Source organism: Acinetobacter haemolyticus (assembly GCF_900406815.1).
Lineage (GTDB): Bacteria > Pseudomonadota > Gammaproteobacteria > Pseudomonadales > Moraxellaceae > Acinetobacter > Acinetobacter haemolyticus_A.
In genome coordinates, this window is sequence record NZ_OVCN01000018.1 from 57,666 (window position 1) to 79,967 (window position 22,302).

The 22,302-nt window shown below is 40.2% G+C and carries 21 protein-coding genes; 7 read left to right on the top strand and 14 right to left on the bottom strand.

What is annotated here, in order from left to right; all coding sequences use genetic code 11:
- Positions 1-38 precede the first annotated feature (38 nt).
- The 11 genes from DK207_RS12975 to dxs form a co-directional block, all read right to left on the bottom strand.
- Positions 39-1,955: an acyltransferase family protein gene (locus DK207_RS12975; RefSeq protein WP_109441523.1), complete on the bottom strand. Its 1,917-nt coding sequence runs from the start codon at positions 1,953-1,955 to the stop codon at positions 39-41.
- 234 nt (positions 1,956-2,189) lie between these two features.
- Positions 2,190-2,477 carry a toluene tolerance protein gene (locus DK207_RS12980; RefSeq protein WP_109441524.1) on the bottom strand — a complete coding sequence of 96 codons (288 nt, stop codon included), beginning with the start codon at positions 2,475-2,477 and terminating at the stop codon, positions 2,190-2,192.
- A gap of 11 nt (positions 2,478-2,488) precedes the next feature.
- A complete protein-coding gene (locus DK207_RS12985) occupies positions 2,489-3,121 on the bottom strand; it encodes an MlaC/ttg2D family ABC transporter substrate-binding protein (protein WP_109441525.1) in 633 nt (210 codons plus the stop codon).
- 19 nt (positions 3,122-3,140) lie between these two features.
- Entirely contained in the window at positions 3,141-3,803 is a 663-nt protein-coding gene (locus tag DK207_RS12990; RefSeq protein ID WP_109441526.1) for an outer membrane lipid asymmetry maintenance protein MlaD, read from the bottom strand.
- Entirely contained in the window at positions 3,803-4,579 is a 777-nt protein-coding gene (gene mlaE, locus DK207_RS12995; RefSeq protein WP_004641120.1) for a lipid asymmetry maintenance ABC transporter permease subunit MlaE, read from the bottom strand. Before mlaE ends, DK207_RS12990 begins: the two co-directional genes overlap by 1 nt.
- Positions 4,576-5,394 carry an ABC transporter ATP-binding protein gene (locus DK207_RS13000; protein ID WP_109441527.1) on the bottom strand — a complete coding sequence of 273 codons (819 nt, stop codon included), beginning with the start codon at positions 5,392-5,394 and terminating at the stop codon, positions 4,576-4,578. Before DK207_RS13000 ends, mlaE begins: the two co-directional genes overlap by 4 nt.
- Before the next feature lie 95 nt (positions 5,395-5,489).
- Entirely contained in the window at positions 5,490-5,702 is a 213-nt protein-coding gene (locus DK207_RS15780; RefSeq protein WP_162540234.1) for a hypothetical protein, read from the bottom strand.
- A 111-nt stretch (positions 5,703-5,813) separates the two neighbouring features.
- On the bottom strand, positions 5,814-7,727 hold the full coding sequence (locus DK207_RS13005; RefSeq protein WP_109441528.1) for a DEAD/DEAH box helicase: 1,914 nt from the start codon (positions 7,725-7,727) through the stop codon (positions 5,814-5,816).
- A 403-nt stretch (positions 7,728-8,130) separates the two neighbouring features.
- Entirely contained in the window at positions 8,131-8,559 is a 429-nt protein-coding gene (locus tag DK207_RS13010; RefSeq protein ID WP_109441529.1) for a hypothetical protein, read from the bottom strand.
- 86 nt (positions 8,560-8,645) lie between these two features.
- Positions 8,646-9,476 (bottom strand): inositol monophosphatase family protein, encoded by an 831-nt coding sequence (locus tag DK207_RS13015; RefSeq protein WP_109441530.1) that lies wholly within the window; start codon positions 9,474-9,476, stop codon positions 8,646-8,648.
- Positions 9,477-9,609: 133 nt separating this feature from the next.
- Entirely contained in the window at positions 9,610-11,505 is a 1,896-nt protein-coding gene (gene dxs, locus DK207_RS13020; protein WP_109441531.1) for a 1-deoxy-D-xylulose-5-phosphate synthase, read from the bottom strand.
- Positions 11,506-11,822: 317 nt separating this feature from the next.
- Here dxs and ribA point away from each other — a divergent pair, with 317 nt between their 5' ends.
- The 5 genes from ribA to aroE all read left to right on the top strand — a co-directional run bounded on the left by ribA (position 11,823) and on the right by aroE (position 15,141).
- Positions 11,823-12,425, top strand: coding sequence for a GTP cyclohydrolase II (gene ribA, locus DK207_RS13025; protein ID WP_109441532.1), 603 nt, complete (start codon positions 11,823-11,825; stop codon positions 12,423-12,425).
- Between the two features lie 130 nt (positions 12,426-12,555).
- On the top strand, positions 12,556-13,497 hold the full coding sequence (gene hemF / locus DK207_RS13030; RefSeq protein ID WP_109441533.1) for an oxygen-dependent coproporphyrinogen oxidase: 942 nt from the start codon (positions 12,556-12,558) through the stop codon (positions 13,495-13,497).
- A 108-nt stretch (positions 13,498-13,605) separates the two neighbouring features.
- Positions 13,606-13,878: a type II toxin-antitoxin system Phd/YefM family antitoxin gene (locus DK207_RS13035; protein ID WP_109441534.1), complete on the top strand. Its 273-nt coding sequence runs from the start codon at positions 13,606-13,608 to the stop codon at positions 13,876-13,878.
- Positions 13,872-14,303, top strand: coding sequence for a type II toxin-antitoxin system VapC family toxin (locus DK207_RS13040; protein WP_109441535.1), 432 nt, complete (start codon positions 13,872-13,874; stop codon positions 14,301-14,303). The genes DK207_RS13035 and DK207_RS13040 overlap by 7 nt, the downstream gene beginning before the upstream one ends.
- Before the next feature lie 49 nt (positions 14,304-14,352).
- Positions 14,353-15,141 (top strand): shikimate dehydrogenase, encoded by a 789-nt coding sequence (gene aroE / locus DK207_RS13045; RefSeq protein WP_109441542.1) that lies wholly within the window; start codon positions 14,353-14,355, stop codon positions 15,139-15,141.
- Between the two features lie 49 nt (positions 15,142-15,190).
- On the opposite strand, the gene DK207_RS13050 is transcribed toward aroE, so the two are convergent.
- A complete protein-coding gene (locus DK207_RS13050; protein WP_109441543.1) occupies positions 15,191-17,548 on the bottom strand; it encodes a hypothetical protein in 2,358 nt (785 codons plus the stop codon).
- Positions 17,549-17,789: 241 nt separating this feature from the next.
- Between DK207_RS13050 and DK207_RS13055 the strand changes: the two genes are divergently transcribed.
- Entirely contained in the window at positions 17,790-19,613 is a 1,824-nt protein-coding gene (locus DK207_RS13055) for an acyl-CoA dehydrogenase C-terminal domain-containing protein (protein ID WP_109441536.1), read from the top strand.
- Between the two features lie 44 nt (positions 19,614-19,657).
- Here the strand turns inward: DK207_RS13055 and DK207_RS13060 are convergent, their stop codons facing one another.
- Complete coding sequence (locus DK207_RS13060; RefSeq protein ID WP_109441537.1) at positions 19,658-20,302, bottom strand: hypothetical protein; 645 nt, start codon at positions 20,300-20,302, stop codon at positions 19,658-19,660.
- Positions 20,303-20,653: 351 nt separating this feature from the next.
- On the opposite strand from DK207_RS13060, the gene DK207_RS13065 reads away from it, so the two are divergent.
- On the top strand, positions 20,654-20,923 hold the full coding sequence (locus DK207_RS13065; RefSeq protein WP_109441538.1) for a PspC domain-containing protein: 270 nt from the start codon (positions 20,654-20,656) through the stop codon (positions 20,921-20,923).
- A 74-nt stretch (positions 20,924-20,997) separates the two neighbouring features.
- On the opposite strand, the gene DK207_RS13070 is transcribed toward DK207_RS13065, so the two are convergent.
- Positions 20,998-22,092, bottom strand: a complete 1,095-nt coding sequence (locus DK207_RS13070) for an HPP family protein (RefSeq protein WP_109441544.1) — start codon at positions 22,090-22,092, stop codon at positions 20,998-21,000.
- Positions 22,093-22,302 lie beyond the last annotated feature (210 nt).

A 22,302-nucleotide genomic window follows, 5' to 3' on the forward strand; every position in this document is an offset into this window, starting at 1 on the left:
GGCCTCCAATGGAGGCCTTAAATTCAAAGTTTTTCTACTTATTCAGACAAAGCGGCCTTAAACATTGGAGTGAGTAGTTTATTGCCATATTCACTTAAATGGTCGCCATCTCGATAAATTGGCTGCCCTTGATATTCGGCAATACACTTTCCAGTTTCACATAAAATCGCAGCTGGGTTTAAAATATGTGCTCCGCATTTAGCAGCAACACGATCTAAAATAGCATTAACTTTCTCGGTTCTAGCTTGATAGGCTTTAAAAGTAATTGAAGGGTCTTGGAGTTTAGAGGAAAATAAGGCTTGTTTTGCTATTGTCTTAGGTACATCAAAACCCATTTCGGGAATTTGTAAAACCATATATACAGGATTAGTTTTGGTTAATGTACAAATGCTTGAGTGTAGATTCTGCTCGAAACCTTGATAGGTTTCTTCTCGAGGCTCATTTTTTTGATTAAAATAAATTTTAGGCGGATTTTTGGTATCGATTTTTTGGGGATCATTTTCCCCTTCCAATTGTAATACATATCGATTCACTAAGAAGATCGGGACACCTTTTTGTTTTTCCAACATTGTTGAACGTTCTAGATTAATTGCTTCACAATTTTTATTGCTAAATTTTGCACCCAGAATATAAGGGCAACCAGATTTTGTCATAGTCAGTACGCCCTCTTTTTTTAAGTCAAATACAGCTGCAACTGAGGTAGCTACAGCATTGGCATGACTATCTCCTAACACGATTGCTTGAATGGGATTCGCTTGCCCAATATGACAAGGTATGATTCGAGGATCATGAAAACCAGGATCACATTTATATGGATTTGTATTATTTACTTCGTCAAGGATTTTTAAGATATGAGCTGAATAATGCAACTCAACACCCTCGGTTTTTTTAATCCCATAACTACAAAAAAATAAAACCAATACCATATATAATGGCTTTACTTTATAAATTTCTTTCCATGCTGTGTACTTTTTAAATTTAATCTGTTCAACAAATGTATAGCTTAAAAACCCAAGTATTATTGAAAATAACACGCCATATATTGCCCACTGAGTCCAAGAAAAATATAAGCTCGCAACAACTAAGGGCCAATGCCAAACATAGATTGAATATGACCACTTTCCGATTGCATTAGAAATAAAATTATTTAAAAGAATATTATTTTGATAACCACTTAGAATGATTAGGTATGTCCCAACAACAGGTAATAACGTCCATTGACTGGGCCAAGGAGTTTGTTCTGAAAAGATGAAATAAGATGCTATAACACTTATAACTCCTACCGATTGTATAAAAAATCGGTACTTCATATTCTTGATTGACATGGGATATAAGAATGCTAATCCACCGAGCAACATCTCCCAAGCGCGAGTCGTTAATAAAAAATACGAATCTTGACTATTTTTTTCTGTTAAATGGACTGCATAAAAGAAACTTATTAGGCATAAAATCAGAATAATAAACTTGGTTTTTTGATGAGAAAAAGTTTTCCTTAACATAAGTAAAATGATTGGGAAAAATATATAAAATTGCCATTCGACTGAAAGTGACCAAGTATGTAATAGCCATTTACTTTTTTCATTCGTATCAAAATAGCCATCACCTTGTGTAAATAAAATATTTGAGGTGAACAACAAACTCTTTTCAACTTGTCTCCCTAAATCTTTATAATCTGTCGGGAGCAGATAGAACCACCCAAAAACTAAAAGAACAGCACCCATAACGGCTAATACAGGAATAATTCGATTCGCTCTAGCGGTATAAAATTTAAATAGATTAAAAGTATTTTTTTCGATTTCATTAAAAATGATGGATGTCATTAAGAAACCAGAAATAACAAAGAAAACATCAACCCCTGCAAAACCACCTGACAACCATTGAGGATTAAAGTGAAAAAGAACAACAGCCAGTACTGCTACTGCCCTTAATCCATTAATATCTTTTCGAAAAATCATACTTATTAAAACTTGAGAACATACAGATTTGAGGTTGAATATTGTATTTATATTAACAACTTAATGATAGTTCTTTCTTATATGAGCCTTGTTATAAAGTTTTAATTGAGTATAACTATCTATTCACACCAATATGAAATTATTTAGACGAAAAAAATTACTACTAAATCAGATTTAATTATTTATGGACTTAAAAAAAGAGCTTTATTAAAAGCTCTCTTTCTTATTTCCAGATCAGATCAATTTCAGATCATCTTGTAGATGACTAGCTTGGATGATTTTCAACATTTTCTCAGAAACATTTTTGAAATGCAGTCCTTTACAATCTGGCGTTTTTCGCAACCATTGCACCAAAACCGCCAAAGATAAAGTATTACCATTTTCAAGCTGAGCAAGATCAACAATCAAAGGAAAATTCTGATGTTGCTGAATATACTTTAAGCCAGCCTGATAAACCTGCTCTGCATTTTCAAAGTTAATCGTTTTCGAAACGATCAATTGCTGATCAATATACTGAATCACCCGTCACCTACTTATTTTTTAGATACTGCAGCATCTGCATCTGGTTTAAAGGTTGCGATTGCTTTGTTAATGTCACCGCCATTACGCTGAACTGTCGCAGCAAACTGGTTACGGAACTGTAAACCTAAGTCAATACCAGCCACATTCACATTACGGATGCGCCATTGATCCCCTTTATCAACCAATTGGAATGACACTGGAATCTTCTCACCATTGTTCAGAAAATCTAAGGTCACCACAGGATTTTTCGAGTTTGACGCACGATATGGGCGCATGGTGTAACTTTGATTTGTATATTTTGCAAAAGCACTACCATAGTTTTCAATAATCACTTCACGGAAGTTCTTTTCAAACTGTGCGCGTTGCGCCGCAGTTGTATGCTGATTATTTGCGTAAGTGCCTAATACGATACGAGTAAAAGCTTGTGAATCTACATACGGATCGAGATTTTGGCGAATAATTGTTCTAACCAATTCAGGATTGTTTTGTAGTTTCGCATGATCAGCTTTTAAACGTGTCACCAAACCATCCGCCACACGCTTTACAAAGTCTGGTGGGGTTTCTGTTGGTGCTGCAAATGCTGCACTTGCGAGCATAGTTGATAATACACTTGCCGTTAAAGTCTGTTTCAATAATGTGTTCACTTTAAACTCCTAAATACGATTACTCAGCAAAAGATGGTTCAGCATCTGCTTGTGATACTGAACTTCCAGTATCAGATGCAACTTTGCCAGCACCGCCACCAGTAATAAACTTACTGATTAAATCTTCTAGATCCATTGTACCTTGGGTATTTGAAATTACGTCACCGCGTTTGAGGTAGTTGACACCACCACCTGGGATAACTTTCAAATACTTCTCACCCAATAAGCCATTGGTCGCTACCATTATATAAGCATCTTCATCAATACTGGTGATGGAGGTCATGTTACTGATAAGTTGCTGTTCCATTGCTTTTTGTTGCGCAGCATCAGCCTGCTCATAGTCAGCACTGTAACGTAATTCTTCCAGAGCATCGTTTTGAACTGCTTTAAGCTGCTCTGGATTAAAACTGGTCAGTTTTCCATCTAGATCAAACTTAACTGTCGCTAAACGTGTCACTGGATCAAGTGTGATCGAGTCAACACGACCAATCGTGACACCACTCATCGTGACCTTAGCGCGTGTTTTCAACCCATTAATATTGTCGAACTGAGCTGTCATGCTATAACTGTCACGGAGATTGGTACCCACCAAACCACTCACCTTCATTGCAAGAAAAAATAGAGCAATACCGAAGATAATGACAAAAATACCTACGGCCAGCTCACTAGTACGTGATTTCATTAAATCCCTCCGAACATGACCGCAGTCAACACGAAATCAAAACCTAATACACAAAGCGAAGAATATACGACCGTTCTCGTCATCGAAGTCGCAATACCTTCTGGGGTTGGGTCACAAGCATAACCTTGATATACCGCCACCCATGTACAAATCAGAGCAAAGACAATGCTTTTAATGATGCCGTTGACCACATCATGTCCAAATTGAACACTACTTTGCATTCCACCCCAGAATGAACCTTCATCCACACCAAGGAAATCCACACCCACCAGCTTACCGCCAACGATACCAATTGCAGCGAAAATTACTGTTAACATCGGCAAGCTCACAATACCGGCCCATAAACGTGGTGATACGATTTGTTTAAGCGGATCGACCCCAATCATTTCCATACTAGCAAGCTGTTCACTTTGCTTCATGGAACCAATTTCGGCAGTCAATGCAGACCCTGCGCGCCCTGCAAATAATAATGCAGCAACAACGGGTGCCAATTCACGTAACAATGTTAAAGACACCATGGTACCGAGCATGGCTTCACTGCCCACATTGACCAAAATTGAGTAGCCCTGCAAACCCAACACTAGACCAATAAATAATCCCGATACGGAGATAATCAATAAAGACATCACACCGACACGGTACATTTGATAAATAAAGCGCTGGAAACCACCTTTTGATGGCATCGAAAATAAAATTTGTAGGAGCATCAGTGATGCAGCACCAATCCCCTTTATTCGCTCAATAACGAGTCTACCTAACCAGGCAATCGTATTCATGGACGAACCTCGTTATCTAAATATGCTTGATGCGTAAATTGGTATTCAACTGGCCCTTCAATTGAACCTGTTAAAAACTGACGAACAAATGGTGAGGCATGATTTTTTAATTGTTCAGGTGAACCTTCTCCCTGAATCTTTCCTTCTGCAACCACATAAATATAGTCAGCAATTGACAATGTTTCTGCAACATCATGCGAAACAATAATTGTGGTTAAATCAAGCGCTTCTCGCAAAGACCGAATTAGTCGAGTCAATACACCCATCACGATCGGGTCCTGTCCAGCAAAAGGCTCATCATACATAATGAGTTCTGGATCTAATGCAATCGCACGTGCCAAAGCAACTCGACGATTCATCCCGCCTGAAAGCTCAGAAGGCATTAACTGCTCGGCACCACGTAACCCAACTGATTCAAGCTTTAAACCAACCAACTCAGCAATCAGGTGTTCAGGTAATTTGGTATGTGCTCGGATCGGGAAGGCAACATTTTCATACACAGACATATCTGTGAATAAAGCACCACTTTGGAATAACATTCCCATACGCGCGCGAGCCGCAAAAAGCTCTGGACGTGACATCGTGGCGATATCTTGACCATCCAGCAATACTTCACCTTGGTCGGGAACCAATTGCCCACCAATCAAACGAAGCAAAGTCGTCTTACCCGTACCAGAAGGTCCCATAATTGCAGTAATTTGACCACGTCGAATTTTAAGACTGATATCGTCATAAATGACGCGTTCTCCTCGATTAAAGCTTAAGTTTCTGACTTCAATTAAGGCTTCAGCATCGAGAGGAGAGTTATTATTCATAATGGCATTCATTCCTGCACTTTTTATGCACGCATACTATACACTGAAAGATTAAATGGTTGTTTTTATTTTGATAAGTGATGTATCAAGATTATTTAATTTATGTAGCCCTGCTTGGAATCAATAAGTTCAGGGGTTTGCTGGGTATTCACTTTAAACGCATTGGCATTATTTTGATCAAATACCGCATAAGCAAAAAATAAACCATTGCATAACATTAAGATGACGAATAAGCAGGGTAGCCCTTCATTGCAAATGAACGACCAGATTTGATGGCTAAAACCGTTACTTTGATTAATCCTATTCATTTTCTTTTATAAAATTTGAATTAGTACTCGTTTTTACAATTTTACCTGACTAATCACAAATAAAAAAGCCAGTTTTTCAACTGGCTTTTTCTTTTCATCGGTTTTTATCGATTAAAAATCGTTTTTGCGACGACGGTCACCACCGAAAGTTTCTTCACGTGTACCACGTACTGGGCGATCATCGTTACCAAACTTACGCTTTGGACGGTCATCACCACCGAAGCTGCGTTTTGGACGGTCATCACCGAAGCTACGCTTACGGTCGCCAAAGCCACCTTCACGTTGTGGACGATCACCAAAATCACGTTTTGGACGGTCGCCGAAGCTGCCTTCACGACGTGGTTTGTAGTCTACGCGGTTACCACGGTTGTCATCATTTGAGTCAAAACGCGGCTTATCGTTGAAACCACCTTCACGACGAGGACGGTCAGAATTGAACTCGCGACGCGGACGGTCTTCACCACCAAAACTACGCTTTGGACGATCATCAAAACCGCCTTCACGACGTGGGCGATCAGAATTGAACTCGCGACGTGGACGGTCTTCAAAACCACCTTCACGGCGTGGACGATCTGAATTGAACTCGCGACGTGGACGGTCTTCAAAACCACCTTCACGACGTGGACGATCTGAATTAAACTCACGACGTGGACGATCTTCACCACCAAATGATGGACGTTCACCACGTGGTTTATCATCGAAGCTACGACGAGGACGATCATCACCGCCTTCACGACGTTTGAAGTTACCTTCACCTTCGAAACGACGACCACCGCCAAAACCGCCACGACCACGGCCACCGCCATCACGACCGCCGCGACCACGACCACCACCATCACGACCTGAACGTGCAGGAGGTGGAGATGGCTCTAAGCCTTCGATTTCAGATACATTTAAACGAGCATCTAAATAATCTTCTAAAGCACGGATTTTGCCACGCTCACGGTAAGTAGCTAAAGTCACAGCTTGACCTGTACGACCCGCACGACCTGTACGACCGATACGGTGTACATAGTCTTCATTTTTCATCGGTAAACCGAAGTTAATCACGTGTGAAATGGTTGGTACGTCTAAACCACGTGCTGCAACGTCAGTCGCAACCAAGATTTTTGCACGACCTTCACGAATGCTACGTAAACGACGGTTACGAACGGTTTGTGGCATCGCACCATGTAATGCAACTACAGAATGACCTGCTTCAGCTAATTCTTCAGCAAGCATGTCTGTATCTTCTTGTGTGCTCGCGAATACAACAGCTTGATCTACTGACTCGTCAGATAACCAATGAGTCAATAATTTTTTCTTGTGTTCGAAACCATCCGTCCAATGCAATGTTTGAGTTACATCAGTGTTGGTGCTGTGACCAGTTTCAATCGCAATACGCTGTGGATCATTCATCATACGTTCAGCAAGACGAATAATACGATCTGCAAAAGTTGCAGAGAACATTAATGTTTGATTACGGTTCGCAGCTAATTCACCAATTGCTTCTAAATCTTCAGCAAAGCCAAGATCAAGCATACGGTCTGCTTCATCAACAATTAATGATTCAACTTTATCAAGTTTTAATTGACGACGATTTACAAGGTCAAGTAAACGACCCGGGGTCGCAACAACAACTTGCGCACCTTTAAGCTGTTGAATTTGCTTACCGAAAGGCATACCACCCATAATTGCAGCAATACGAACACCTTTCATGTGACGTACAAATGCAATCGCATCTTGGCTAACCTGTTGAGCCAATTCACGCGTAGGAGAAATAACTAAAATCGTTGGCTGAGTCACCGCTTTCATGCGCTCTTTGAATGGCACAAAAGTTTCCTGACCCGCTAAAGCGTTTAATGTAGGAAGTAAGAATGCTGCTGTTTTACCAGAACCAGTTTGGCTTGAAACCAATAAATCTTTTCCTTCTAACGCAGCTGGAATCGCTTGTTCTTGCACAGGAGTTGGCGTAGTAAAACCTAAACCTTCTAAAGCTTGTTGTAAGGTTTCGTGCAAAGAAAATTCGGCAAAAGTTTTGCTCATAGAGAGTTTCACCCTAATGGGTGCTCCATTTTAATAAATACAAAAAATAGACATCGGCAACAAGCGGCAAAGCGACTCAAGCTGAAAATAGATAAAATTCAGCGGCAATCCGAATAACGACGATGTGGACTAACGCACGCTTGATTACTGCCTCAACCTGAAGAATCGCTAAGCGATTTGGGCGCAAGATGTGGTCCTCTCTATGGACAGCGTGCGCATAATATGAATAGAACTGAATGTTCAGGTAATGAACTGGAATTTAAGTGCGTGCGCGGATTATAGCAGAATAATTTAAAAAGTCACCCTTTTTAATCAACTTTTCCACTTGATCACTTTTTTGAAATGTATTCAAATCAAATCTCAAATAAATAATTTAAGAATAATTAGCAATTTGAGTAAATATTCATCGGCCTAGTGCAATCTGTTTGAGCCTATATTCTGCTTCATTTCTAAGTACAGGATTATCTGATTGGGCACACTCTTTAATTACAGCAATTGCTTCTTCCGTTCCTATTGTACGTAATGCCCAAAAGCACTTTTTATAATATGAACCATAATCATCATAGCTCAAGTATTCTAATCGGGGCTTCAATAGAATTGCTTCTTTTATATAAGGGATAGCATATGAATCTTCACGCATTTGTAAATCCCAAATAATATTTTCGTGGTCATAATGATCCAACTCCAATAGTCTTTCACATTGCTGTTGGACTGTTATTGACTCATCAATGTAACGATAAGGATTATCATAATTATAGGATTTATGATCTTCTTTCTGCTTTAGTCCCAAAAAACTTTTTAATTTCGTAGCGAATCTTAAAATCCAATCCATTACATTTTCTCTTTTTTTATTTTATCTAAGTATAACTATAATTTTCAAAGGCCTTTCAATATAAAAGACCTTTGATAAATTTTAAATTATTTCGCAGCTTCACTCCAAGCTGGAACAACAGTTTGCATCAATGGTTTCAACATTTTAAGTGAAGACGCAAGCACCTGACCATTATCAAATGAATCATTACCACCACGTGCGTCAACCACGACACCACCCGCCTCTTTGACAATCAACTCGCCTGCAGCGATATCCCAGGGTTTTAAACCTAGTTCGAAGAAACCATCGAAACGACCCGCAGCAACATAAGCCAAGTCCAATGCCGCCGAACCACCACGACGAATGTGAGCGCCTGATTTAGTTACAGCCAATAGTGAAGCGAAGTGTTGCTCTGCATAAGAAACGATTTCACCATTACGTTTTGCACGGTACGGATGTCCAACTGCTAGGAAAGTATTTTCAAGACTCTCTTTGACATTGACACGAATACGACGTTGGTTCATCACTGCACCGCGACCACGACTTGCAGAAAATAATTCATCACGCACTGGATCATAGATCACACCGTGCTGAGTCACACCTTTGTGTTGTACAGCGATTGAAATACAGAAATGTGGGAAGCCGTTGATAAAGTTCTGTGTACCATCTAAAGGATCGATCACCCAACACCAATCAGCATCGTGACCTTTACCTTCTTGCATACCAAACTCTTCACCAAGGAAGCTGTGGTTTTTATAACTTTTGCGGAGGGTATCAATTGTAAGCTGTTCCAAGTAACGATCTACACGTGTTACTGGACCATTAATGTCTTTTTCTTCAACTTGTAAATCGAGTTTATGACGATTTTGATGAGCCTTTAAAAGCTCTTGACCAACTGTTTGAGCCGCGCGCGCAGCCATAACCACCATAGGTTCCATTGAACACCCACTACAAATTTGAAGATTTTGACAAAGAATAATGCATAAAAGCCCCTATATTCTATCAAATATAAGGGCTTTTAGGTAAAAATTTTTAAGAAAAATTATTTACGCATTTACAGAAACTTATGCGTCACAGCCAAGCTTTTTCAATAGAAAGTAAAATGCCTTTGGCATCCAAACCACAGTCTGCGAGCATTTGTTGATGTGTTGCTTGATGAAGAAACTCATCTGGCAAACCTAGGTTCAACATAGGTTTTACAATCTTCGCGTGTGCCAAGAATTCATTTACTGCACTACCTGCACCCGCCATCACAGCATGCTCTTCCACGGTTACAAAGAGTTGCGTACGTGGCGCTAAATCACGCAGTATCTGTTCATCTAACGGTTTCACAAAGCGCATATTCACCACACGAACACCAACAGCATGTTGATTGGCAAATTGTTCAGCTGCATCAACTGAAACGGCAACACAGCTACCAAATGCAAGGATGCTGATCTGCTGATCTGCATTTGGATTAAACTCAGCAACAATCTCTGCTTTACCAATTTCTAAAGCAGTCATTTGCTGTTGTATTTCTACACCCAAACCGACACCGCGCGGATATCTTACAGCTGTTGGTCCATTGTAATGATAAGCCGTATGTAGCATTTGACGGCATTCGTTTTCATCTTTTGGTGCCATGATGACCATATTCGGGACAGTCCGCATAAAGGCATAATCATACGCCCCAGCATGGGTTGGACCATCTTCTCCAACGAGACCTGCACGATCAATACCAAAGGTCACATCTAAATTTTGTAATGCAACATCATGGATCAATTGATCATAACCACGTTGCAAGAAAGTTGAATAAATCGCAACAACAGGTTTCAATCCTTCACATGCCATACCTGCCGCTAAAGTCACAGCATGTTGTTCGGCAATTGCAACATCAAAAAAACGTTCAGGATAATGCTGGGCAAATTTGACCATACCCGAACCTTCACACATGGCTGGAGTAATGGCTAATAAGCGTTGGTCTTGAGCCGCCTCATCACATAGCCATTGTCCAAAGACATCCGAATATTTTGGTGGTGCTTTTTTAACAACCGTAGAGGCGACTGGTGCAATTTTAGTAATAGCATGATAGGTAATTGGATCAGCCTCAGCAGGCGCAAAACCTTTACCTTTTTTGGTATAAACGTGAACCAGACGAGGGCCTTTGCGTTTTTTCAAGGCCTGAAAAACTTGTGTCAGCTGTTCAACATCATGACCATCGAATGGACCAAAATAATCAAAGCCAATCGCTTTAAATAAATTATCAGCTGCGTCTGTTGCCGATTGATGCAACCGCGAATTATAAGTCCACTTTGGATGGGGTTGAACATAGGCTTCGCCATGTTCATTGACATTCACAAGATGGCCTGTTTCCCAAATAGCAGCCAAATGCTTGGCAAAACCACCTGTACTGCACGAAATCGACATATCATTGTCATTTAGCACAACAATTAAATCGGCATCATGAGCTACTGCGTCATTCATGGCTTCAAATGCCATCCCCGCAGTCATTGCACCATCCCCGACGATCGCCACAACATCACACGGATCTTTTTGATAACGACGAGCAAGTGCCATGCCCAAACCTGCTGAAATTGCAGTTGACGAATGTCCAACACCAAAGGTATCGAACTCAGACTCATCACGGGCTGGAAATGCAGCTAAACCATTTTTTGTACGAATCGTCGTGATTTGCTCACGGCGACCTGTGAGTACTTTATGAGGGTAAGCTTGATGGCCTACATCCCAAACCAAACGATCTTGGGGTGTATTAAAGCAATAATGCAAAGCAACGGTAAGCTCAATCACACCTAGATTTGCACCAAAGTGACCACCGCTTTGCCCTGCTGCATACAAAATATATTGACGTAACTCATCCGCCACTTGTACGAGTTGGCTTTGCTCGAGCTGACGTAATTGTTGCGGATGATCAATTCCATCTAACAATGGCGTAACAGGGCGTTGAGTTGGAATTTCGGTATACAACATAATGTGGCAAAGCCTTTTTAAGCCTGGCAAATCCGAAGCTGGGTTAAATGAGGGCAATCATACAATTAAATACGATCTACCTTCAATCAGCCACATGTGCGAATGATGCAGTGCTGAACGTTCTTTTACCAATCATTGATGACTGGCTTGGTGATTATCCTGAATTATGTCACTGTTTATCAACTGTTATTCTATGAATATTGTGTTCTTTATATGAAAAAGAAAATCTCAATATAAAAAATCAGAAATTCCAATTCACTCAATCTTCACACATTACGCTATACTTTGACTGTTTTAATCATAATAGTGAGCTCTCTGTGCCAATTGAATTTATTGCTACATCAAAGCTACCAACTGCTTTTGGTGACTTCAATATTTCCGTGTTCCAAGACCCAGAAACAGGCGAAGAGCATGTGGCGCTTTCTAAAGGTTTAGAAGCTGCTCCAAATCAACCAGTACTGGTACGTATTCATTCTGAGTGTTTAACAGGTGACGCATTTGCTTCATTAAAATGTGATTGTGGACCTCAACTCCAAGCTACGCAACGTCTGATTAATGAGGCTGGTCAAGGCGTGATTTTATATTTACGCCAAGAAGGTCGTGGAATTGGTTTAACCAATAAGATCCGTGCCTATGCTTTGCAAGATCAAGGCCATGATACGGTTGATGCAAATTTATTGTTAAATTTACCTGCTGATGCGCGTCGTTATGATATGTGCAGCATCATGCTCGACCATCTTCAAGTAAAAGAAGTAAAATTGTTGACTAATAATCCGCTAAAGCTAAAAGCGCTCACGGATCTTGGGATTAATGTGGTCGAGCGCGTTCCGCTCACCGTAGGTCGTAATCCCTTCAACGAACATTATTTAAAAACCAAACGTGAGCGTATGGATCATCTTTATAAAAAAGATGACTTCTAATTCACACTTTTAAACTTATAGAAATAAATGAATTATGGGATTTTTAATCATGCATTTAAAAATCCCTTACTTTTTTTATGGATTTATGTTTTGATGTAACTAATTCCCAGATCACCTCAAGAGGATCATCATGCAGCATCCAACTTCAGCTGATATTCAACGTGTTCGCGAGTTTTTACTCGATCTACAAGCACGTATTTGTGCAGGACTAGAGCAACAGGAACGTGCAGGCGGCGGTACCGCTGAGTTTATCATTGATGATTGGCAGCGAACCGAAGGTGGCGGTGGTCGCTCTCGTGTATTGCAAAATGGTGAAGTCATTGAAAAAGGTGGGGTCATGTTCTCCCACATCAATATCAGCAAACTCCCCGCCTCTGCAACAGAACGTCATCCGCAAATCGCAGGTGCAAAAGCACAAGCGTTGGGTGTATCACTTGTGATTCATCCTAAAAACCCAAATATTCCAACCTCTCATGCCAATGTGCGCCTATTCGTCGCTGAGCCTGAAGGCCAAGCTCCAGTATGGTGGTTTGGTGGTGGTTTTGATTTAACCCCATTTTATCCAGATGATGAGGATGTTCAGAACTGGCATCAAACAGCCTATGACCTATGTCAGCCTTTTGGCGAAAATGTCTATGCTGAACATAAACAATGGTGTGATGATTATTTCTATTTAAAGCATCGTGATGAACAGCGTGGCGTTGGTGGTTTATTCTTTGATGATTTGAATCAGTGGGATTTCGAAACTTGCTTCAAATATATGCAAGCTGTGGGTAATGGTTATTTAGAAGCCATCTTACCGATTTTTGAAAAACATCGAGAACAACCTTATACCGAAGCGCAGCGTGAGTTCCAACTGTATCGTCGTGGTCGTTATGTTGAATATAATTTAGTTTATGACCGTGGCACTTTATTCGGCCTACAAACAGGTGGACGGATTGAATCGATTCTCGTAAGTTTACCGAATTTGGCGGGCTGGTCATATCGTCCTGAATGGGATGAGAACTCAGCTGAAAAACGTCTCACTGACTATTATTTAAAGCCTCGAGATTGGTTAAATCTGCAAAAATAACAAGTTACAATCCCTAATCTTATATTAGGGATTTTTTTGAATATTAAAAATAGACACCCCTCCCCAATAAAATGTACAATAAAATGTACAATAAAAAGAGGGTTTAAAATGTCACATATCTCATTTACACATGCCCGAGCCAATCTGGCTAAATTAATTCAGCAAAGCCAACAAGGCCAAAGAACCTTTATTGCCCAACATGGTCGCACATCAGCGGTTCTTCTTTCTTATTCTGAATATCAAAAATTACTAAGCGAGCCAGAAAACTTTATGCAGGCTTGGGAAAACTGGCATCAACAAGCACTTCAAGAATTAAATACTGAAAATACTGAATTTAATCCTGAGCGAGACTCAAGCCAAGGACGTGAATTTTCATGGTAAGCCAGATCAGCTATTTACTTGATACCAATATCGTTTCTGAATTAGCCAAATCTCAACCAGACTCAGCCGTGTTACAACAGTTTTATCATGCTCACCATGAGATTGCGATTTCGAGCATTGTCTGGCATGAATTACGGTTTGGCTGGCTCAAAATGCCTGATGGACAACGCAAGCAACTCATCACAAAATTTTTACATGATGTGGTAAGTTTAATTCCGATTCTGGATTATGATGCACAAGCCGCTAAAATTCATGCAGAAATTAGAATACAAACTCAAAAAAATGGAAATAATATTCCTTTTGTTGATGAACAGATTGCAGCCATCGCAATGGCTAAAGGCTTGACACTGGTCACTCGAAATACGAAAGACTTTCAAGCCATAGAGGGGTTACGACAGATCAATTGGTTTGCCGATTCCTTATGACCCAGAAACATTAGCACTTGATCCTCTTCCTGATATTGGTGAATCACTCATGACCAAACAATTTGCTGTAATTGGAAATCCAATCGAACAATCTCGCTCACCAGAATTGCATCATGCTTTTGCAGCAAAAACAGATGTTGATTTAAATTATAAAAAAATTCTTGCTCCACTAGATGGTTTCGAATCAGCAGTCAAAGCGTTCTTTAATCAAAAGGGTGTAGGCATGAATGTCACTGTGCCATTTAAAGAGCAAGCTTTTGCGCTATGCGATCAATTGACTGAACGCGCCAAGATTGCCAAAGCAGTCAATACTTTATGGATGCAAGATGGCAAACTATATGGCGATAATACGGATGGACAAGGCTTGGTTGCAGCGATTGAAGCCTTAGATTGGACTCTTGAGAATAGCCGTATTTTGATTTTGGGCGCGGGCGGTGCAACCCGTGGGGTGATTTATCCACTGGTTCAAGCTGGCGCAAAACACATCGTGATCGCCAACCGTACTTTGACCCGTGCGAAACAATTGGTTGAGGATTTAAAAGATGCTGTACCAAATGCAGCGCTTCAAGCTATCAGCCTAGAACAACTTACTGGCGAATTTGATGTGGTAATTAATGCAACTTCAGCAAGTTTAACAGGGGAAAGTTTACAACTCCCTGAAAGTTTAATATTTCACCATGCTTATGAAATGGCCTATGGCAAAACTTCAAGCTTTCTAGATCAAGCCCAAGCTCGCCAAGTTCCCGCGACTGATGGTTTTGGTATGTTGGTTGGTCAAGCGATAGAAGCTTTTTATATTTGGAATAAGGTTAAACCGGAGTTAAAGGATTTCTTATAAATCTATCTATAAAAAAACCTGCATGATGCAGGTTTTTTTATACGTTAAATTATTTAACTATTAACATCTTTTGATAAACATCTTTAAAGATTTCATAATCAATAAACTCTTCATGTTCAACCTTTAAGTTCTGAATCGTCTTCAAGCTCAACTTGTTATGACGTGCTGCGACATAAACTTGGCCTAAAATATTTGCGGTCTGCTCTAGTAAGACTTTTTCCTCACTTGAAGCACCATTTTCACGTTCAAATTGAGCTTGGTATTGTTTAGCAAATAACTGTTGCGGCTGTTTATATTGAGCTTGCAACTTTTTCCATGCTTGGCGATCTTGATCGCTATGCATTGCCTCACTCACAATACGATTCACAGATTCACCCAAACGATAATCGAACTGCTCGTCATCTTCTAAATGGTGTTTCTTCTGCAAGGCTTCTATTGTTTTAAGTGCTGCACCTTTTGGATTGTAGACTTCTTCACTAGAATACCAATACGCATACACACCTGCTATTTCTTGCAACTCTTGGGTTGAGTAGCGCTGTACAACTTGTGGCGAACTTTCAGTTAATTTAGCAATAAATACAGCTTTATATGTTTGCTCATAAGAACGCGTCGCATCATAGCGTTGTGCCGCAATCACTTTGAGTTGATCATCCAAAGACAGGGTATATGGTTGGGCTGCACGCTCTACAATCCCCGACTGCCCCATTTTTTCAGAGAAACGCCCTATCGCTTGCTCAAACATCGATCCTTTACTTACTTCTGACCATGACTTTGCGCGTTTTAATTGTGCTCGATCAATCGGCGTGCCTTTCCCATAATTTAAAACTTGCATATCCGCTTTAATGTTCACACGCGATCGCAATTCTGGGGAAGTGTAATTTAAATCATAGTCATAGTTAATCGCACGCCCTTTTTCATCCAAACTAATATCCATGATCAATGGATTGCGTTTATTAGTCGCTGGCAAGGCTTGATTGATTTCAGTCTGATGCTTCATCCAAAGTGCTTTGAACGCATGATCGTCAATAAACTGAGCTTGGTTATAGACAGAGAATAACTCTTCTAACGCACTTAATTTCGCGATATAAGAAATTAAACTTGAGGTATTAGACTGTGTTGGATTGAACACATCAATACCATACATACTTTGGCAATATTGTGCATTGCCATAGGTGATTTTAGCGTTTGAAGATAAAGAGTCGCACTGCTCACGACTTAAACCACTTTCATCAGCAGCCTTCATACCAGATTCGGAACTAGAGCCACTTTCTGCTGCTCGATCTTCATCATCACTTTCCCATGCTGCTGCTTGGCTAGCTTCCGCTGCTGCCATAGCTTCTAAAGCGGCAATAGTTGCGTCATCAGAAGCAGAGCCATAGACATCACCATCATCCTCAACACCGAAATGTTGATTAACTAATTGATAGAGTTGCTGACTCACCACACTGGCATCATTCGATGAATTTTTGGTGTTTTTAGAAGGCCCCGTTTTACTCTTATTTTGAGCATCAACCTCATCTGCAATCAGTTTTTCCAGGCTCTGCTCATTGATATTTAAAATGCCCTGCATTAAATATTTTTCATTGACCTTGCCATATAAAGTTGATTGAAGGATTGCTTCTTCAATAGTGGTTTTTAGGCGAATTTTTTCAACTACGCCTGCCGCACGCTCAGTAGAAGATACGGATAAGGTATGAATATTTTGCGGATCAGCTAAACGATAAAACACGCCACTTGATGCTTTGAGATACTCAACAAACTTTTTATAATCAACTTCTTTAATCAAACCTTGATATTTAGAAAAATCGAAATACGCTAAATTATTCTGATTTTCTTTATTCACCAAATATGGCATCAAACCAAAGTAATTGACATAAAACTTATGGTCATTTAAGTCCAGTACCATAGGCAATTTGGCTTGTACCAATAGCGTCGGTTTCTCATAACGCGCTGTTAGATTAAATGAACCCATTTTTTGACGATAATGCACTGAACCATCATATTCAAATTGCATATCATTCAAAATCGTTGCCATCCCTTGGATCACTTTATCCACTTTGGCTTGACCATACGAATTATTGTCTTGTGCCAATGCATCATATAAGGCCTGTTTTTGCTGTTGATTCAATTTGACTTTTTGCTCACGCAAATACTGATCAACTTTTTGCTTCACCCCTGTATCTAATGTGGCTTTGGTTTTTGAATTTGTTGATTGATCACGATCTTGCTCAACATGGATATTGAACTTTCCACGGTAATCATAACTCGGATATTCATAGAGCGCGTTCATGCTGTTAATCGCTTTTTGATCTAACCCCAGCTGAGCAGTATTGGTTTTAATGACATGTTGAGAACAGGCTGAAAGACTAAGCCCCAACAAACATAAAGTTAAATATTTTAAACGCATAGTTTTACCAACCACCCTTATATCATTATATTTTCAATAAAAAAATCGAACTATTCTCATTGTAAACTTACGTTTAAAAATCAAATAAAAAGAGGACTAACTCACGAATCAAAGCCTTACAAAATTCGCTTTTCTGACATTTTTTTCTACTGGGCTTATCAATGTATTTTGATTACCATTGTGAATAATCTAAATTATCGAAACAGATAATCCAAAATGATTCAAATACAGGATTAAGATTATGCCAGCATATAAAGCCCCGCTCCGTGATGTTCGTTTCTTAATGAACGAAATGTTAGATTATCCAGCACATTACCAAACTTTGACAAGTGGTCAAAATGCGGATGCTGAAACTGTAGATATGATTTTGGAAGGTGCAGCAGATTATTGCGAAAATGTACTTTCTCCACTAAACCAATCTGGTGACGAAGAAGGTTGCACATTCAACAACGGTGAAGTGACTACGCCTAAAGGCTTTAAAGAAGCGTATGACCAGTTTGTAATGGGTGGATGGCAAGGTCTTTCTTATCCTGAAGAGTTTGGTGGTCAAGGCTTACCAATGTCTCTAAACCTCATCAAATCTGAAATGATGGGTACTGCTAACTGGTCATTCACCATGTATCCTGGTTTAAGTACAGGTTGTATGAACACGATCATGCAGTTCGGTACTGATGAGCAAAAAAATACATATATGCCTAAACTCGTTGAAGGCACTTGGTCTGGCACAATGTGCTTAACTGAGCCTCAATGTGGTACTGACTTAGGTCAAGTAAAAACTAAAGCAGAACCTGCTGCTGACGGTACTTATAAAATCTCTGGTACAAAAATCTTCATCTCTGCAGGTGAGCATGATTTAACAGAGAACATCATCCATATCGTACTTGCTCGCCTTCCAGATGCACCTGCTGGTACTCGTGGTATCTCTTTATTCATCGTACCTAAGTTCATCCCGACTGCTGATGGCGGTGTGGGTGAACGTAACACGGTTTCTTGTGGTTCGATCGAACACAAAATGGGTATCCGTGCTTCTGCAACTGCAGTGTTGAACTTTGACAATGCAACAGGTTACTTAATCGGTGAAGTTAACAAAGGCTTACATGCAATGTTTACCTTCATGAACACTGCACGTATCGGTACAGCTGTTCAAGGTATCGCACATGCTGAATTGTCTTTCCAAGGTGCTTTGCCTTATGCAAAAGATCGTATGTCAATGCGTGCACTTTCTGGTAAGAAAGAGCCAGAGCGTGTAGCAGATGCGATCATTCACCATGCAGACGTTCGCCGCATGCTTTTAACTCAAAAAGCAGTCGCTGAAGGCGGCCGTGCCATGATTTATCACGCTGCAAAACTTGCTGACAAAATGACTGATGCGCTTGTAAACGGCGACCAAGCAGCTTACGAAGCATACGATGACAAATTAGGTTTCTATACACCAATTCTTAAAGGTTTCTTGACTGAATTAGGTCTAGAAGCAGCGAATCACGGTATGCAAGTTTACGGTGGGCATGGCTTCATCAAAGAATGGGGTATGGAACAAATTGCACGTGATGCACGTATCTCAACTTTGTACGAAGGTACAACAGGTATCCAAGCACTTGACTTAATTGGTCGTAAAGTTCTTTTAAGCTCAAAAGGCAAAGTAGTTCGTGACTACACAGCTGAAATCTTGAAGTTCTGTGCAACTCATGCGCGTAATAAGTACTTACGTCGTTTTGCTTGGGATTTAACGAAGCTTTGTGCTCAATGGAACACATTGACCGTTCGCATCATGCTTGCTGCACGTAAAGACCGTGACATCGTATCTTCTGCTTCAGTTGATTTCTTGATGTTCTCTGGTTATGTCATGATGGCTTACTTCTGGGCTCAACAAGCTGTGATCGCTTCTGAAAAATTAGAAGCAGGTAACGGTATTGAAACACCTGAATTCTATAAAGCGAAGATCAAAGTTGCAGATTTCTACTTCGACCGTTTATTGCCACGTGCTCAAGGTCATGCAGAATCGATGGTTACTCCATCTCGCACTTTAACTTCTCTAGCACCAGAACACTTCAGCTTCGATTACTAATCGAAACTGTTAAAAAAAGAGCGCAAAATGCGCTCTTTTTTATTTTAGCTGACTCGTTTAAAAACATAAGCTTTTTTAGGAAATGGGTACTCGCTAAAGAATATTTGGTTCTCTCCATTATTCCCATGCCACAACTTATCTAAATCCAGCACCAAATTCCCGTCTTGGTTGACCTGATAGTAAAAACTGATATTGGCCGCATCACAACGCACTATAATTTCATTTTGGGCTTCATGTGCATACCATTGGACCTGATTACACAACTGCTCTATTTTCGTAACATTACGCGAAGCATCTATTCCTAAACGACCAAAACTCGTATTGGTCCAATAAACAGAGCCATCTTCGAGCAGGTTAAGAATGTACTCCGCCTCATTCTCTAAATTGACACAACCTGCAAAAGGGTCAGTACATGGAATACGAGCATGGTAACGCCCCACATAGCCCAGACTTGCTTCAGAGGGTTGAGTTAGATTACGCACCTGAGTCTCTGAATAAGGCAACGATGCTTGTCCTGCAACTTTAGTTAAGGACATTCCTTCATCTACCGCTGGCTGCTCATCCGCTTCATAGCTGGGTGGCGTCTGGGCTTGCTGTGTCGATTCTGGGTGCTGACTATCACAAGCACTTAAACCCAAAATCAAAAGGATTCCTACACTAAAATGCGGGAAGGACAACTGGAAATGCATATCCACAAATCTCTAACATCAACAACATGGCTATCGCACATTCCACCTATACCTTTGAAATATATAAATGTATTAATTACAACAGAATACTGATTTATGAGATTCTTGAACAACCAGCATGGTGGAAAAACGATAGGACTGTAGCACAAGGTGACAAAGCGACCTGCTTTAAGTCGGTGCATTTTAGGCGATATTGTTGTTTTTTCCAGCAGCAAATTACACATCGTAACCAATTTCTCATCTATTTAAACTTTAAATTGCTCAGATTATCCCTATCTCATTATTATCAGTAATTCGCAAAACAATTGCTTATTTTTACTGAGGTTTCATTCAGTTTAGGAGAAGAATTAGATGACCACTTCTGGTTTATATCGCTCAAACCAAAAAAGCATGATCGCAGGTGTAATGGGCGGTATTGCTGAACGATTTGGTTGGAATGTAAATTTACTACGCCTGATCTTTGTTGTGATCTCGATTATGAGTGCGGCATTTCCTGGGATTTTGGTCTACCTTATTTTGTGGTTGGTTATTCCTAAAAAGCAGGATACACAGACCGCACAGGTGCAAGGTTATCAACAACCTGTAAAAACGATTTATGACGAGAAGAATATAAACCGCTAAGCTCTTCTTACCTTTTGGTCGCTACGGTTGATTTTACCCCTAATACAACCGTAGCTTTTTTGAGCTAAAAAAGATTATTGGCTTAATTGCTGCTGCAACGCCGCAATCATATCCGCGCGACTAATCATTCCCACCAAACGTTGCTGTTCAACCACGGGAATATAGTTAAATGATTTCTCCACAAAGTAAGGCACCAAGTCTTGAATCGGTTGTAATGGATCTACCGTAACTACACGGCGACTCATAATTTGTTTGACGTAATGCTGCCATGAATTTCGTGGATCTGTGGCATTTTTAAACCATTCCACCACCTCATATAAGGCGAGTGTCCCAACTAAGTTATCCTGACTATTGACGACTGGCAAGCTCATCAAATTGACCGCCTTAAATTTATCCAAGGCTTGATGAATATCATCATCCTCATGTAGTTTGATCACATCTTTACTCATAATATCCTGACAGACAAAATCAAGATGTAATCGCCCTTGTGCACGTTCTTGTGCATCCAAAATAATTTTTTCTAAATCATACTGACTAATATCAAGTAATTCCGTATGTTGCTCTAACGCATACTCAATATCTTTCGGCTGAATAGAAACCTTTTGAGTGGGCGTTGGATCTTTAGAGCGTACATTGACGTGAGCAGTCATGGGGTAATGTCGCCCAATTAAACGATTAAATAAAACCGCAAATAGCAACAATATAATGGTGTTCAGCAATACGGGATAAAGAATGAAATAAAAACCTAGACCATGAACCGCGTCCCCTCCCAATACCGCGGTAATTGCCACAGCACCACTCGGCGGATGTAAGGAGTCAGTCGTCATCATCACAAAAATTGCCAATCCCACAGCGACACTAAACGCCGTGGTTAAATCAGGCAATAACTCGACACATGCCACCCCAATAAAAGCCGCCAGCGTGTTACCAATAATAACGTTCCACGGCTGAGCCAGAGGACTACTCGGTAAAGCAAATAATAAAACGGATGACGCTCCCATAGGTGCGATATACCATGCATTCATGCCATCTAAGACATACCAGCTCAACAGGGAGGAAATTGCCAAACCACACAAGGCCCCGATTGCTGAAAGTAAACGCTCTTTTACAGGAAGAACTTTGTAATTCGGTTTAAGAAAATTTAGCCAGTCGGATTGGGTAAAGCTCACAATGCACCTTGCTGGAATTCTATCATTATCATCAATCACGCAATTATATGCCTAATTGGCATAAAGATGCATTTAGGTTGCACCTTAAAAACATACGCAATTTAATCGGCTACAGCCTAATATTCCAACATCCAATCGATTATTAGACTAAAGTCTAATTCACCAATAATTTAAATTTATCATTTAAAAACAAATAATTATAAATAACAT